The sequence below is a fragment of the uncultured Polaribacter sp. genome (assembly GCF_947497695.1).
Taxonomy (GTDB): Bacteria; Bacteroidota; Bacteroidia; order Flavobacteriales; family Flavobacteriaceae; genus Polaribacter.
This window is the reverse complement of record NZ_CANMHM010000004.1, coordinates 157995-176358: the sequence shown is the minus strand read 5'-3', so window position 1 is coordinate 176358 and position 18364 is coordinate 157995. Positions and strand designations below refer to the sequence as shown.

Sequence of the window (18364 nt, the reverse complement as noted above, 5' to 3'; positions counted from 1 at the left end):
TTTTTAAAACAACTTTTTATTTATTAAGTGTTGTAAGGTATTTTTAAAATAACTTTTGTGCCTTCAGAGATTTCTTCATATTTAAAACCAATATCAGATTTATAATAATCTTTTAACAAAGCCAACCTATCTTTAATTGCTTTAGTAGAAAATGAAACTTCTTTTGATAGGTTTTTTATATTAATTTTTTCTGATGCTTTAATTCCAACCCCATTATCAGTAATAATACATTTAAGAACAGTATCTAAATAGAATTCTATTTTCACTTTTTTAAGGCCTTCTATTTTGTGTAGTAAGCCATGTTTTATAGCATTTTCTATAAAAGGTTGAATAATCATAGAAGGGATTTTTATATTATTAACCTCATGTTCTCCTATAATTTTATATTCAAAATCGTCTCGAAATCGAAGTTTTTCTAATTCTAAATATTTTTTTAAAAGCGATAATTCTTCATCAAATTCAATAAAACTTTTTTCACTCATGTTTAGATTTTCTCTTATTAATGAAGCAAATTTTGTAAGATAATTATAAGCTTCATGTTTATCGCCTTTTAAAACCAAACTTTGTATAGAGTTCATGGCATTAAACATAAAATGAGGATTCATTTGTGCTCGTAATGATTTTAGCTGTAAGTTAGCAAATTCACTTTTTTTACGTTCTTCTAATTCTAAATAAGCCAATTCTAATTTTTGATTGCTTTCTAAAAGTTTTTTCTCACTTTTTTTATTTAAGACTTTTGAGTAATTTAAAATAATGTAGGTTCCTGTAAATACTGTTAGTATTAAAACAGGGTTCATCATGCCTTTTGGGTATTGATTTGTTTCTAGTTCAAAGGGCACATAATAAAGTAACCAACAGATAATCATAATAGCAATAGTAATCCATTTTGTATCAATAAAAACAAGTGCAATTAAAGGAAATACAAAGTAAAAGTTTTCCATTAATCTTAGAGGTTCTATGAAATTAGAAAAAATAAAAGTAACCGAAATTAAGGCGGAAATAAAAAGGACTCTTGCTAGTGTATATTTTTTATGATGTTGAAGAAGATATACAGAAACAATACATAAAAAAGAAAAAAAATGAATCTGAATACTTTGTAAAAGGTTTTGACTAAAAAAGGGGTCTAACGCCATAAATAATACAATAGAACCAGCCCAAGTTAAACAAAAAGCATTTAGAAGTCTAACTTTTTTATATTCTGCTATAGTGTCTTCATAAACACCAATATTCATTATTTGTTTGTAGAGTTTTTTTATTTTGTTCATCAAGTAAATTCTAAATATTTGAAGGTAATATTTGGTTGTAATGTAAATTTAGATTTAAAATTAGTTTTTTTAAATTATAAGTTACCTTATTTTAAAAATAAAAAAAAACGTAATCAAAAGTAATGATTACGTTTTTACTCAACAAAAATCAACTTTTTCTTCTATCTACTTTTCTTTCCCCTGAAATTTTATTTTTTGTTGTGATGTATATTTATAACTAGTGTTTTTTTAATTTACATCAATATCTTTAATGGTTGCAACTTCTATATCTTTGGTTCTTTGTTTAACTTTTGTTTTTGTTAGAGGATTAATTTTTTTTGATGAATTTCTATTCTTTATTATTTCAAAAGCGTTTTTATTGATTTTAAAAGTAAAATCTTTATTTTTAGTAAAAGATTTTAATGGAAGTTCATCCTCAGTATGACTTATCATAATCATACAAGTAGCAAATAAAAATATGGCTTCTAATATAATTTTCATTGTGTTGTTACTTACCCAAAAATAGAATTTTTTAATTTTTAATTTGGTAGTTTTTTTCCGAATAATATGTTTTAGTTTCCCAAATGCCTTTATGGCTTAATTTGATATGTTGCCTAAATAAAATTACTAATTTTTATAATAAAAAACGCAACCAAATAAATGATTGCGTTTTAGTTGTTTTAAGAAAATAGATCCTTAATAAATTCTATAAGGTTTTCAAAACAATATAGGTTTAGTCTAGACTATTTTAAGTAACCTCAAGCTAAATTCTAAAATTTATTTTTGAGATTCCGCTAAAAAAGCAGGATAAGTTCAATTACGAATTTTGCAAAAGCAAAATTCTATTTCACTAATAATCAAAAAAAACGCAATCAAATTAATGATTGCGTTTTAGTTATTTTAAGAAAATGTGTTTTTCTTTTGATATTCTGAAACAAGTTCAGTTTCTTTTTGAGATTCCTCCTTTCGTCGGAATAAGCGATTCATACAAAATTTCTAATGAAATTTTGGTTCTCTGCTTACTTTACTTCCTCAAAATCTACATCTTCAACATTGTCTCCTTGAGCATCTGCTTCTGGTTGACCTTGTTGTTCTGCTCCAGGATTTGCTCCTTCAGCACCTCCTTGTGCAGCATACATCTCTTCAGAGGCAGCTTTCCAAGCTTCGTTGATCGTTGCTAAAGCAGTATCAATCTGTGCTAAATCTTTAGATTCATGTGCAGCTTTTAAAGTAACTAAAGCAGCTTCAATTGGTGCTTTTTTATCATCAGATAATTTGTCACCAAATTCTTTTAATTGCTTTTCTGTTTGAAAAATCATAGAATCTGCTTCGTTGATTTTTTCTGCAGTTTCTTTAGCAGCTTTATCTGCATCTGCATTTGCTTCTGCTTCTTGTCTCATTTTCTCGATTTCTTCTTCAGATAATCCAGAAGAAGCTTCGATTCTAATTTCGTGAGATTTGTTTGTTCCTTTGTCTAAAGCAGAAACTTTGATAATACCATTGGCATCAATATCAAAAGTAACTTCAATTTGTGGAACACCTCTTTGTGCTGGTGGTAAACCATCTAAATGAAAACGACCAATAGTGTTATTATCTGCAGCCATTGCTCTTTCACCTTGTAAAACATGTATTTCTACAGAAGGTTGGTTATCTACAGCTGTAGAAAATATTTGAGATTTTTTAGTTGGTATGGTTGTGTTTGCATCAATTAATTTTGTGAAAACATTCCCCATAGTTTCAATACCTAATGATAAAGGTGTAACATCTAATAAAAGAACATCTTTAACATCTCCAGTTAAAACACCACCTTGTATTGCAGCACCTAAAGAAACAACTTCATCTGGGTTAACACCTTTACTAGGAGCTTTGCCAAAGAATTTTTCTACAGCTTCTTGTATTGCAGGTATTCTTGTAGAACCACCAACTAAGATAATTTCATCAATTTCTGAAGTTGATAAATCAGCATTTTTTAGTGCAGTCTTACAAGGTTCAATTGTTCTTTTTACTAAATCGTCTATTAATTGCTCAAATTTAGATCTAGATAAAGTTCTTACCAAGTGTTTTGGGCCACTAGCAGTAGCAGTTACATAAGGCAAATTAATTTCTGTAGAAGAAGAACTAGATAATTCTATTTTTGCTTTTTCTGCAGCTTCTTTTAAACGTTGTAAAGCCATAGGATCTTCTCTTAAATCCATGTTTTCGTCTGCTTTAAACTCTTCTGCTAACCAGTTAATTATTTTCTCATCAACATCATCTCCACCTAAATGTGTATCGCCATCTGTTGCTAATACTTCAAAAACACCATCTCCTAATTCTAAGATAGAAACATCATGTGTACCACCACCAAAATCAAAAACAACAATCTTCTTATCGTCGTTTGCTTTGTCCATTCCGTAAGCTAAAGCAGCTGCAGTTGGTTCATTTATAATTCTTTCTACTTTTAAACCAGCAATTTCTCCAGCTTCTTTTGTAGCTTGTCTTTGTGCATCGTTAAAATAAGCAGGTACAGTAATAACTGCTCCAGAAACGTCTGTACCTAAATAGTCTTCTGCTGTTTTTTTCATTTTTTGTAACACCATTGCAGAAATTTCTTGTGGCGTATATAAACGCCCATCAATATCTACTCTTGGGGTATCATTGTCTCCTTTTACTACTTTGTAAGGAACTCTTTTTACTTCTTTTGAAGATTCAGAGAATTTGTTACCCATAAAACGTTTAATAGAATAAACGGTTTTAGTTGGGTTTGTTACAGCTTGTCTTTTAGCTGGGTCACCAATTTTACGTTCTCCTCCTTCAACAAAGGCAACAATAGATGGTGTAGTTCTTTTCCCTTCTGCGTTAGGGATTACAACTGGCTCATTTCCTTCCATTACAGAAACACAAGAGTTTGTTGTACCTAAATCAATTCCAATTATTTTACTCATAATAATATATTTATATTAATTTTTTATTCAAATTTACAATCACAAATAGTCAAAGTGTGTGCCAACTGCTTTTTGACTTGAAAATGTCAGTTATTTTTAAAGACAGTGAATTTTGATGTGACAATATGACATAAATTGTATCTAATACATGAATAAAAAGAATATTTGACAAACGTTATTATTTTCCTATATTTGGATAATTCAATTATTAATACAAATAATTAAAAACAAAAAACATCATTATGAGTAAGTTAGACGAAAAAATTGCACAGTATTCTAAGTTTATGGACGATAAAGGCCTAAAATATGATTTAGATTTATTAAAAGCGGTAACTAAAGGTTTAGGTCCTTCTATTTACAAGAGAGATGCAGAAACTGTTTCTGGTTCTGATCCTAAAGAATTAGCAACCGTCAAAAATAATTTTTTAATTAAAAAATTAGGTTTGGCTGATGGACCAAAACTAGATGACGCAATTGCCAAAGTTATTGATGCTATTGGAAAATCTGAAAGAAGTAAATATAGAGCTGTTGTATACTATATGTTAGCTGTAGAATTTGGTAAAGAGTCTATATATAGTTAGTTTTTTTAAAAAGTTTTAATAAAAATCCAATTCTGTAAGAATTGGATTTTTTTTGTTTTCTAAAGTTTTCTTTCAATTTATATTGATTTTTATGAAGCGTTATTTTTTTTAAAAGCATGATTTTTTGATGTTTTTTAACAAATGTTAATAATTTATTTTATATTTGCTGATAACTTTATTTTATTTTTTGATATAATATGAGTATACGATTTGTTGTTATTTACAGTAATATCGTGTATAAAAAAGGAAAAAGTGAAATGACTTGTTAAGAAATAATGTTAATTATATAATTTATATGACCAATAAAGTATTCTTTTAGTACTTCTAAAAAATATTTAATAATCATTTAAACGCCCCTAAAAATGAATAACTTACTAAAGTTAGCTTTACCTGCTATTTGTATTTTTACATCTACTTTTCTGTTTTCACAAACCTACTGTACTCCAACTAATGTTGGTTTTGGGACTGCCTTTCATGTTCAAAATGTAAATTTAGAGAGTATTAATAATTCCTCTATTTATACTTCTACAGATGGAGCAGGTTACTCTGTTTATAGTGGTGTGTCAACAAGTTTAGCTGCAGGTAGCAGTTACTCTGGGTCTGTTACATTTACAATGGATGATTATAATAATGTTGATGTTAAGGTGTGGATAGATTATAATGATAATGGAGATTATACAGATAGTGGTGAAGAAATTTTTACATATACAGGCAATGATGCAAATAGTAGTAGTGGAATCACAGAAAGTTTTTCTTTTACAGTGCCAAGTGGAGCGTCTATTGGAGAAACCAGAATGCGTGTAATGATTATGAGAGATGTTGCAACGGTTAATCCTTGTAATTTGCAGTATCAAGTAGGTGAAATAGAAGATTATATAATAAACACAGGAACTCCTGTGCCTGACTCAGATAAAGATGGTGTTGCAGATAATATTGATATTGATGATGATAATGATGGTATTTTAGATACTGTAGAAAGTGTTGTAAATGTTTCTAGTTGGAAACGTGGTTCTGCTCCAGCTGCTGTAAAAATAATTCCACCAGTAACTAATTCTATAACAACAAATGGAGATAATTTAGATTGGAATGATTCTTACGTTTCTGAAAGTGTATTAGATTATGGTTTAAATGTGAATGATTTTCAGTTAAATTTTCAAACAGCTTCTGTAACTGGTAGACGATTTATGATTGGGCTAAATTCTTATCCTAATGTCAATTCTTCTTATACAGATATTGATTACGCTATTTATGTTAACAATACTACTTTACATGTATATGAAAGTGGATCTCATAGAGGGGCTTTTGTTTCTTATACAGCTACAGATATATTAAGTGTTAAAAAAGAAGGGAATGTTATTACTTATTTAAAAAACGATGTTGTTTTTTATACTAGTCTTATAAATGCAACTGCTACAGATTATTTTGTAGATACTTCTTTTGCAGATGGCGTATCAACAATCAACAATATTCAATTAGATTCGTTTTTACAGATAGATACTGATGGAGATGGTGTGCCAAATCATTTAGATATCGATTCAGATAATGATGGGGTTACAGATAATATAGAAGCACAAACTACATTGGGTTTTATAGCGCCTTCTGGGGTAGATGTAGATTTAGATGGATTAGATAGAGATTATGATGCAGATGACACTGATATATTAGTTTCTTCTGTTGGTTTAATTCCGGTTAATACAGATGCAGCTTTTACTGTTTCTGATGTAGTACCAGATTATTTAGATACAGATGCTGATAACGATGCAATTTTAGACGCTGATGAAAGTAGAAATCCTATTTTACCATTTATCCTAGCAGATGATGATAATGATGGTTTGCAAGATGCTTATGATACTGTAGATTTAAATTTAGGACCAGCAGCTGATAATTCAAATGACGGTATTTCAACTCCAATTACTTTTTTTAAAGATGATGAAGACCCTGCTGTAGAGTTAGATTTTAGAAGATTTAATGATGTTGATTCAGATGGTGTACCAGATAATATAGATTTAGACAATGATAATGATGGTATTTTAGATGCTGATGAATGTGGGTTTCCAAGTTCTGTTACTGTAGTTCCTGTTAATACAACAAACTCTATTGAGCAAACACTCACTTTGCCTGCAGGAAATAAAGAAGTTGTTTTTGATATTTACAGAATCGATAACTCATTTAGTATTACAGTGAATGGTGTTGATCTTGCAGGAGAAATTCAGTTTACTCGATCTGCATTTTTACCTGGACACAATATGATTGAGTTTTCTGATGGTATTGCTTATGGTGAGTCTGGAGTAACTAATATTTGGACAATTGGAGGTTCATCAACTAGGGTAGATTTAAGAATATCTATCAGTTCTGCAGGTGTGCTTAGTTTATATGGTGTAAGAAGTACAGATGAATATGCACCTTTAGAAGAATTGTTTTTAACTACGCCAGCTTTAAATGCAATATGGAATTTAGGTACAACGAATGAAATTGTATTTGATCAAGAGGTAAATGGAGGTACATATATTACAGGGGAAACTCGCTATAATGAACCTTGCTCTTCAGATGCTTATAATGATGGAGATGGTATTGTAAATAAATTTGATTTAGATTCAGATAATGATGGTATTACAGATGTAATAGAAGCAGGAGGTGTAGATGCAAATAGAGATGGTTTAGCAGATGGTGCTGTTGGTGTAACTCTTTCAACAATGGGAGTGCCTAGTTCTGCAGGCTCAGGATTAACTATAAGAGATTCAGATAATGATGGCTTGCCAGATTTTACAGATATAGATGCAGATAATGATGGTATTCCAGATAATATAGAGGCACAGTTATCTATCGATTATACAGAGCCAAGTGGAGTTGGAGCTACTATTGATGATGTAAATACAAATGGTTTAGATGATGCTTATGAGGTTGGTGTTGTATTTGGTATCGATCCAGTAAACACAGATACTACTGGTAATCCAGATTATTTTGACTTAGATTCAGATGATGATTTAACACTAGATATTTTTGAAAACGGAGATACAGACAATCTTGTATTAAATTTAGATTCAGATGGTGATGGTTTAGACAATGCTTTTGATGATAATAATGATACATCAGGAGCAGGCTATACAGTTAATGATGGTTTAGGTGTTGGTAATGTTGTAGCAAATGTAGCAGACTTAGAAACAGCTTTTGCAGATTCAGATAACGATTTTCCTATCCCAGGAAGTGGAGATTTAGACTTTAGAGACGCTACAGATTCTGATTTAGATGGTGTTGGAGATGATGTTGATATTGATGATGATAATGATGGTATTTTAGATAAAGTAGAAAGTGTTGTAAATGTTTCTAGTTGGACACGTGGACCTGCTCCAGCTGCTGTGAAAATAATTCCACCAACAACTAATTCCATAACAACCAATGGCATTAACTTAGATTGGAATGACTCCTATGCTTCTGCAAGTGTATTAGACTATGGGTTAAATGTAAATGATTTTCAATTAAATTTTCAAACAGATCTTGTTTCTGGTAGAAGATTTATGATTGGATTAAATTCTTATCCCAATATTAATTCTTCTCATACAGATATAGATTATGCAATCTATATTAATAATACTACTTTACAAGTCTATGAAAGTGGTGCAAGTAGAGGTAGTTTTGGGTCTTATGCATCCACAGATGTATTAAGTGTAAAAAAAGAAGGAAATGTAGTAACTTATTTAAAAAATAATGTTGTTTTTTACGCAAGTATTGTTAATGCAACTGCCACAGATTATTTTGTAGATACTTCCTTTGCAGATGCTGTTACAACAATAAATAATATTCAATTAGATTCATTTTTACAAGTAGATACAGATGGTGATGGTGTGCCAAATCATTTAGATATCGATTCAGATAATGATGGTATTCCAGATAATATTGAGGCTCAAACAACATCAGGTTATATAGTGCCTTCTGGTGTAGATGCAGATTTAGATGGTTTAGATAGAGATTATGATGCTGATGATTCAAATATATTTGCACTATCAACTGGTTTAATTCCGGTAAATACAGATGGTGCTTTTACTTTCTCTGATCCATTGCCAGATTATTTAGATACAAACTCAGATAATGATGCGTTTTTAGATATTGATGAAAGTAGGAATCCTACAGTTTTATTGGTGTTAGCAGATGCTGATAATGATGGCTTGCAAGATAATTTTGATACTGTAGATTTAAATTTAGGTCCTGCAACTGATAATTCAAACAACGGTATTGCAACCCCTATTACATTTTTTAAAGATGATGAAGATCCTACAGTACAATTAGATTTTAGAAGATTTAATGATATTGATACAGATGGAGTGCCAGATAGTATAGATTTAGACAACGATAATGATGGTATTTTAGATGTAGATGAATGTGGTTTTCCTACATCTGTTACCGCTATACCTGTTAATGTAACAAACTCTACAGCACAAACATTTACTTTGCCAGCTGGTAATAAAGAAGTTGTTTTTGATGTTTACAGAATAAATAATTCTTTAAGTATTACTGTGAATGGTGTTGACCTTGCTGGAGAAATCCAGTTTTATAGGCCTGCAGCATTTTCACAACACAATATGGTTCATTTTTCTGATGGTATTAATTATGGAGCATCTGGTGTTACCAATGTATGGTCTTTGGGTGGGTCTGCATTTAGAGTAGATTTAAGAATATCAATTAGTTCTGCAGGTGTGCTTACGCTGTCTGGCGTTAGAAGTTCAAATGAATTAGCACCTTTAGAAGAGCTGTTGTTAACAAAACCAGCCTTAAACGCGATATGGAATACTGGCTCAACTAATGAAATTGTAATTGATCAAGAATTAGATGGAAGCACTTTTATGACAGGAGAATTGCGTTATAATAACCCTTGTACAACAGATGCTTATAACGATGGAGATAGTATTGTAAATAAATTCGATTTAGATTCAGACAACGATGGAATTTTAGATGTAATAGAAGCACAAGGTATAGATGCTGATAGAAATGGTATTGCAGATGGTACTGTAGGTATTACAACTTCAACAATGGGAGTTCCTAGTTCTGCAGGTTCAGGTTTAAATACAATAGATACAGATGAAGATGGCTTACCAAACTTTACAGATATAGATGCAGATAATGATGGTATCCCAGATAATATAGAAGCACAATTATCTACTAGTTATATAGAGCCAAGTGGCATAGGAGCTGGTATTGATGATGTAAATACAAATGGTTTAGATGATGCTTATGAAGCTGGTATTGTATTTGGTATTGATCCAGTAAATACAGATACTACAGGTAATCCAGATTATTTTGATTTGGATTCAGATGATGATTTAACACCTGATATTTTAGAAAATGGAGACACAGACAATGTAGTATTAAATATTGATTCTGATGGAGATGGTTTAGACAATGCTTTTGATGATAATAATGATATTTCTGGTTCAGGATACACAGTTAATGATGGTTTAGGTGTTGGTAATACTATAACAGATGTAATTAGTTTAGAGGCTGCTTTTGCAGATACAGATAACGATTTTCCGCTTCCAGGAACTGGTGAACTAGATTTTAGAGATGCTACAGATACCGATTTTGATAGTGTAGGTGACAATATAGATATTGATGATGACAATGATGGTATTTTAGATGCTGTAGAAAGTATTGTAAATATTACAGATTGGACGAGAGGTCCTTTACCAAGTGCAGTAAAAATAATACCTCCAACAAGCAATTCAATAACTACAAATAGTGATAATTTAGACTGGAATGATTCTTACGCTTCTTCAAGTGTAATTAGTTATGGGTTAAATGTTAATGACTTTCAATTAAATTTTCAAACAGATGCTGTGTCAGGTAGACGATTTATGATTGGTTTAAATTCTTATCCTAACGTTAACTCTTCTTTCAATGATATTGACTATGCTATCTATATAAATAATACAACTTTATATATATATGAAAGTGGTACTAGTAGAGGAATTTTTGGTTCTTATACAGCAACAGATATATTAAGTGTAAAAAAAGAAGGAAATGTTATAAAATATGTAAAAAACGATGTTGCTTTTTACACGAGTCTTATAACTGCAAATGCAACAGATTATTTTGTAGATACTTCTTTTGCAGATGGGGTATCAACTATAAAAAATATTCAATTAGAATCATTTTTACAAATAGATTCAGATGGTGATGGTTTACCAAATCATAAAGACATCGATTCAGATAATGATGGTATACCAGATAATATAGAAGCACAGCCAACTGCTACATATACAGCTCCAGATGCTGATAATTTGTCAGATTATACAACTAACAATGGTCTAAATTCAGCATATATTGGAGGGATTATACCAGTAGATACTGAAGGTGATGGAACTCCAGATTATAGAGATACAGATTCAGACAATGATCGTTTATTAGATATTGATGAAAGGCTTAGTCCAACAGTAGCATTAGTATTGGCAGATGCAGATAATGATGGTTTTCAGGATGTTTTTGAAGATCCGGCAGTAACTTTTGGTCTTACCACAATAAATACCAATCAAAATAATGATATTACAAACCTAGGTACTTTTTACTTAAATTTAACTGATCCAGGAGGAGAATTAGACTACAGAAACGCTGTAGATACAGATTTAGACGGTGTTGCAGATAATATAGATATAGATGATGATAATGATGGAATTTTAGACACAGCAGAAGAAGTTATTAACATATATGATTGGACGAGAGGAATAGGTGCAAGAGTTACAAAAGTTATTCAACCAGTAGCAACCAATACCATAACAACTAATACTAATAACTCAGGCTGGAATGATTCTTACATTTCTCAGGGAGTTTTAAGTTATGGATTAGATGTAAATAGTTTTCAATTTAGTTTTGAAACAGCTGCTGTATCTGGTAGAAGGTTTATGATTGGTTTAAATTCTTACCCTAACGTAAATTCTTCTTATACGGATATTGATTACGCTATTTATATTGCAAATACTAGTTTATTAATATATGAGAATGGTTCTTATAGAGGAGGATTTGGTTCTTTTGCATCCACAGATGTATTTAGTATTAAAAAAGAAGGGAATCTTGTAACCTATTTAAAAAACGATATTGTATTTTATACAAGTCTCATCCCTGCAAATGCAGCAAATTATTTTATAGATAATTCTTTTGCAAATACAGGAGTCTCAACTATAGAGAACATTCAGTTAACCTCGATTGAGCCTCTAGATATAGATCAAGATGGTATTCCTAACCGTTTAGATTTAGATTCAGATAATGATGGTATTCCAGATAATATAGAAGCACAATCAACGCTAGCTTACAATGATCCAAATTCAGATAATATCACAGAATATATTACAAATAATGGTTTAAATACAAGATATATAGCTGTAAATAACGGAGGTGTAAATGGTCTATTACCTGTAAATACAGATGGTGTAGATACACCTGATTATATAGATTTAGATGCAGATGATGATGGTATTTTTGATATTGTAGAATCTGGTTCTGGATTAACAGATGCAGATACTGATGGAAAAACAGATGGAACAATCGGTATTAATGGTTTAGATAACACCTTAGAATCACTTGATGATTTTACCGATGTAAATGGTAATTTTAACGATCCAGAAAATGACTTTACAAATACAAGTGGTTCAGGAGATGTAGATTATAGAAAATTTTTAGACAGTGATTCTGATGGTGTGGGTGATGATACTGATTTAGATGATGATAACGATGGTATTTTAGATATTATAGAAAACACAATTAATGTTAATAATTGGTCTAGAGGTCCTGGTGCAACAGTTGTAAAAGTGATTCCTCCAGAAGGAACAAATGCCATAACAACCAATGGAAATAGTGCAAGTTGGAATGATTCTTTTACCTCACCAGGTGTTTTAAGTTACGGATTAGATGTAGATAGTTTTAAAGTTAGTTTTCAATCAGCCTCTACTACAGGTAGAAGATTTATGATAGGCTTAAATGCTTTTCCTAACGTTAGTTCTTCTTACACAGATATAGATTATCAAATATATTTTGATCAAACTACTATAAGAGTCTTTGAAAATGGGTCTAATAGAGGGACTTTTGGAGCTTATTCAGCATCAGATATTTTTAGTATTAAAAAAGAAGGAAGCGTAATAACGTATCTAAAAAATGATGTTGTTTTTTATACAAGTGTAACTGCTGCTACTGCAACAGATTATTTTATAGATACTTCTTTTCATGGTGCTGGAGTAGCTACGATAGAGAATATTCAACTAATTCCATTATCAGAATTAATAACATTAGATTCAGATGAAGATGGAGTTCCAAATCGCTTAGATTTAGATTCAGATAATGATGGAATTCCAGACAATATAGAGGCACAAACTACTGCTGGTTATACTTTACCTGTAGCAGATACTTTTGCAACCTATTTAGCAAATAATGGAGTTAATTCTGCTTATATTGGTGGTTTAACTCCAGAGAATACTGATAATACCGATTATGCAGATTACTTAGATTTAGATGCAGATGATGATGATATTTTTGATATTGTAGAGTCAGGCTCTGGTTTAATAGATGCAAATACTGATGGAAAAACAGACGGAATAGTTGGTGATAATGGGTTCGATAATTCATTGGAAGATTCAGATGATTATACAGATGTTAATGGAGATTTTAATGATCCAGAAAACGATTTTACAAATACAAATTCTTTAGGAGATGTTGATTACAGACAAACCCTAGATACTGATTTTGATGGTATAGAAGATACTATTGATATTGATGATGATAATGATGGTATATTAGATACAGAAGAAAATGCAATAGATGTTAATAATTGGGAAAGAGGCCCCAATGCAACTGTAGTAAAAGTGATACCTCCAGTAGCAACAAATACAATAATCACAAATGGTGGTGGTTCAAGTTGGAATGATTCTTTTGCTTCACAAGGTATTTTAAGTTATGGTTTAGATGTTAATAGTTTTCAATTTAGTTTTCAATCACCTTCCTTGTCAGGTAGAAGGTATATGATTGGTTTAAACTCTTATCCTAACGTGAACTCTTCTTATACTGATATTGATTATGCTATTTATATAAATCATACAGGTTTAACGATCTACGAAAGTGGATCTCACAGAGGTAATTTTGGTTCTTATACAGCTACAGATATATTAAGTATTAAAAAGGATGGAAATACTATAACATATTTAAAAAACGATGTTGTTTTTTACACAAGTCTTATAAATGCAACTGCTACAGATTATTTTATAGACAATTCATTCGCTGATGCAGGGATATCTACTATAGAAAATATTCAAGTATCATCAATATTACCATTAGATACTGATGGAGATAGTATCCCTAATAGTTTAGATTTAGATTCAGATAATGATGGTATTCCAGATAATGTAGAGGCTCAAACAACAGCAGGTTATACTTTGCCAGCGACAGATACCTATGCAACCTACTTAACAAATAATGGACTTAATTCTGCTTATTTAGGGGGTATTACACCAGAGAATACAGACCAAACAAACAACCCAGATTATTTAGATTTAGATGCAGATGATGATGGTGTTTTTGATATCATAGAATCTGGGACAGGTTTAACAGATGTAAATACTGATGGGAAAACAGATGCTACAGTAGGTATAAATGGTTTAGACGATACTTTAGAATCTATAGACGATTATACCGATGTTAATGGAGTCTTTAACGATCCAGAAAATGATTTTACAAATACAAATGGAGTTGGAGAAGTTGATTATAGACAAACTTTAGATACCGATTTTGACGGTATTGAAGATGCTGTTGACATTGATGATGATAATGATGGTATTTTAGATACTGAAGAAAATAAAATAAATATTAATGAATGGACTAGAGGAGTAGGAGCAACAGTAAGTAAAGTAATGACACCAGTTATTAGTAATACATTAATTACCAATGGTAATAATGCTAATTGGAATGATTCTTATGCATCACCAGGTGTAATAAGTTATGGGTTCGATATTAATGCTTTTCAAGCTAGTTTTCAAACTCCTTCTTTATCAGGTAGAAGATTTATGATTGGACTAAATTCTTACCCTAATGTCAATTCTTCTTTCAATGATATTGATTTTGCGATCTATATAGATCAAACTACAATAAGAGTCTATGAGAATGGTTCTCATAGAGGTGCTTTTGGTAGTTATACTGCATCAGATGTATTTAGTATTAAAAAAGAAGGAAACGTAGTTACTTATTTAAAAAATGATGTTGTATTTTATACTAGTAGTTTAAATGCTACTGCAACAGATTATTTTATAGATACAAGTTTTCATGGAGCAGGAGTTTCTACAATACAAAATATACAACTATCGTCAATACTTCTATTATATTCTTTAGATACTGATGGTGATGGTATTCCTAACGATGTAGATTTAGATTCAGATAATGATGGTATTCCAGATAATGTTGAAGCACAAACTACAGCAGGTTATATATTACCAGCAGCAGATTCTTATGCAACTTATTTAGCAAATAATGGTATTAATTCAGCTTATATTGGTGGGTTATCTCCTGTGAATACAGATGCAGAAGATAATTCAGATTATTTAGATTTAGATTCAGATAACGATGAAATACTTGATATTGTAGAATCTGGTTCTGGTTTAACAGATGCAAATACTGATGGGAAAACTGATGGCACAGTTGGAGACAATGGGTTTGATAATACATTAGAAGATTCAGATAATTATGCAGATGTTAATGGAGATTTTAATGATCCAGAAAACAATTTTACAAATACGAACTTAACAGGAGATGTTGATTATAGAGAATCTATTATAACAGATAATGTTATGATAACGCAAGTATATCATTCATCAACAGATCGATGGATAGAAGTTACCAATATAAGTACAAGCATAACAATTGCACCAAATTCAATTAAAGTTGTTTTGTTTGATGATAAGTCTGGAGATCAAACAGGGGTTACACCAGATGCTAGTTTTGCAGTAACAGCAACATTGGCACCAGGACAATCTGTATTAATAAATAAAACAGGAAATACAATTACCAATATTAATGGAAGTGCTTCCAATTTAAATAGTGATTCATTAACCGCTTTTTCTGGTGGTAATGATATCATTGCATTATCATCAGTTATAAATGAAGACGCTTGGACAAACCGATTTGATGTAGTTTCTAATATTACAGACAACACCTCTTTTGTGAGAGCAGATCAAAGGTTAGCGCCAAATAGTACCTATACCAGTTCAGAATGGGTGGTTTTTATAGATGATGCTTTAAATCCTTATGCAAATCCACCAGAAAGACATCCTTTTGATCCATTAATTTCTGCAGTTAATACTACCAATACTAATTTAAATGTACAACTAGGTACTCATAGAATTAATGGTACAACAAGGTCTGGATCTACTTGGACCAATGGAGAACCAGATCGTTCTCGTTTTGTAATTATTGGAGAGGATTATAATCATACAACAGGTACTTTTATAGCAAAAGATTTAGCTGTTAGTGCATCTAATACCTTTTCTATTACAGATAATTTATTGGTTGTTACCAATGCCATTTCTTTAAACGGTGATATTAGACTTATAAGTACAAACAATAATAACTTAGCACAATTAATACAAACACACCAAACAACATCTCAAGTTATTGGTTCTGGTCGTTTGTTAATAGATCAAAATTCTGAAGTTCCTAGTAAGTATCGTTACAATTATATGAGTTCTCCTGTGCAAAATGTTGCATTAGGATCTAGTTACACAATAGCAAATGTATTTAAAGATGGTACAGTACCAACAAATGCATCAGGAACTATTAATACAGATATTGCCAAAGACATTAACTTCTTAACAGGCAATATTTATGATGGAGACACTACATCACCAATATCATTAGCAGATTATTGGATGTATACTTATGCACCAAGTTCTAATGGAATGGTAAGCTGGTCACAAACTAGAAGTGGAGGTGCAATTCCTAATACCGATGGTTTTATTTTCAAAGGACCAGGAGTTGCTCAAAATTATACTTTTATAGGTTCTCCTAAAGATGGTAATTTAGAGTCAAGCAGTTTTGCTTCTGGTGATAGTTATTTAATTGGTAACCCTTATGCATCTGCATTAAGTGCTAAAAAGTTTATAGAAGATAATTTAGCAGTAACCACAGCTACTCTTTATTTTTGGCAACATGTAGGAGAGGTAGATGCAACAGGTTCTGCTATAGCAGGACATACTTATGCAGGATATATTGGAGGGTATGCAACCAAAAATTTAGTTGGTGGTGTGGCAGCAAATAGCCCAACTATTTCAGGACCTTTTGATATTTCTTTACAAGCAGAGGCAGCTATAACTACTGGTAGTGTAGGTGCAAGTGATGTTTTATTAGATGCAATATCAGAAGAAATTACGTTTAATAGCATTATTAGAGGAGTAGATGAATTGATTATTAATTATAATTCTTCAGCATCAAAAATGATGGAGTTATATATAGATGGTGTTTCAAATTTTCAATTTACATTGCCATCTTCATCAGGTGTATTTGCAAATAGTGGACCTTTAACAGTTTGTATTCCATCTGGTAGTGATATTACTTTAGTATCAAAAGACGCTGTGTCAATCAATATAGATTTTTTAAGATTACAAGATGCAGATGGTAATATTAGCTGTCAACCATTTTATGGAGGAGCAGGTGATCAAGCTTATAAAGAACCAGAAGGTTATATTGCAATTGGCCAAGGTTTCTTTATAGAAACAAATGCAGCAGGTTCTGTTGTTTTTAATAATAGCCAAAGAGAATACGTAACAGAAGGTGCTAATTCTGTATTTTTTAAGAACGATTCAAAATCAGAAGAAATCTCAAAAATTAAATCATCAAAAGAAACAGTAGGATATCAATTGCCATCTTTAAAGTTAGGAATGGATTATTTAAATGCAGAAGGCAATAGTTTTCATAGACAACTAGGGCTTTCATTTAATGCTGGTAATTCTTTCGCTTTTGATAAAGGATATGATAGTGAAATGTTCGATTTAGGAGATACAGATATGTATTTTACTTCTGATAAAGATGAAGTTAAGTATGTGATGTCTGGAGTTAACCAAATTACATCAGATTTAGAAGTACCATTTGATATTTTAATGGATTATACAGGAAGTATCATTTTAAATATCGATGAAATTAAAAATATAGATGAAGAAATTTATTTAAGAGATAATCAAACAGATAAAACCTATGTACTTAGTGAAGGTTCAGTGGCACTTCAATTAAACAAAGGATTGCATACAAATCGTTTTGAAATTGTTTTCACAAATGATGAAAAAACTGTTTTATCTGACGATACAATAGCAGAAAGTGTAACAGAAATTGAAAACTTAGAGATGTATTTAGATAATACGTCTAAAGAAATTGTACTTAAAAATAAAGCAGGTTTATTTATTAAAAAAGTTCAATTATTTAATCTTTTAGGGCAAAGAGTTCATCAATGGAAAATAAATGACAGCTCTTTAGATACTAGATTAGATTTAGGTAATATTAGTAATCAGATATATATATTAAAAGTTTTAACAGACAAAAATGAGTTTTCTAAAAAGGTATTGTATGAGAGGTATTAATATTTTATAGGTTTAAAATAGACTTT

The 18364-nt window shown here is 30.9% G+C and carries 5 protein-coding genes; 2 read left to right on the top strand and 3 right to left on the bottom strand.

Going from position 1 to position 18364, the window contains the following annotated elements:
• Nucleotides 1–23: 23 nt before the first annotated feature.
• The 3 genes from Q0731_RS06950 to dnaK form a co-directional block, all read right to left on the bottom strand.
• Nucleotides 24–1265: a histidine kinase gene (locus tag Q0731_RS06950; RefSeq protein ID WP_299061814.1), complete on the bottom strand. Its 1242-nt coding sequence runs from the start codon at nucleotides 1263–1265 to the stop codon at nucleotides 24–26.
• A gap of 228 nt (nucleotides 1266–1493) precedes the next feature.
• Nucleotides 1494–1745 (bottom strand): hypothetical protein, encoded by a 252-nt coding sequence (locus Q0731_RS06945; RefSeq protein WP_299061810.1) that lies wholly within the window; start codon nucleotides 1743–1745, stop codon nucleotides 1494–1496.
• 518 nt (nucleotides 1746–2263) lie between these two features.
• Nucleotides 2264–4168, bottom strand: a complete 1905-nt coding sequence (gene dnaK / locus Q0731_RS06940; RefSeq protein ID WP_299061807.1) for a molecular chaperone DnaK — start codon at nucleotides 4166–4168, stop codon at nucleotides 2264–2266.
• 242 nt (nucleotides 4169–4410) lie between these two features.
• On the opposite strand from dnaK, the gene Q0731_RS06935 reads away from it, so the two are divergent.
• Entirely contained in the window at nucleotides 4411–4749 is a 339-nt protein-coding gene (locus Q0731_RS06935; protein WP_299061806.1) for a DUF2853 family protein, read from the top strand.
• 362 nt (nucleotides 4750–5111) lie between these two features.
• Nucleotides 5112–18338 (top strand): GEVED domain-containing protein, encoded by a 13227-nt coding sequence (locus Q0731_RS06930; protein WP_299061803.1) that lies wholly within the window; start codon nucleotides 5112–5114, stop codon nucleotides 18336–18338.
• Nucleotides 18339–18364 lie beyond the last annotated feature (26 nt).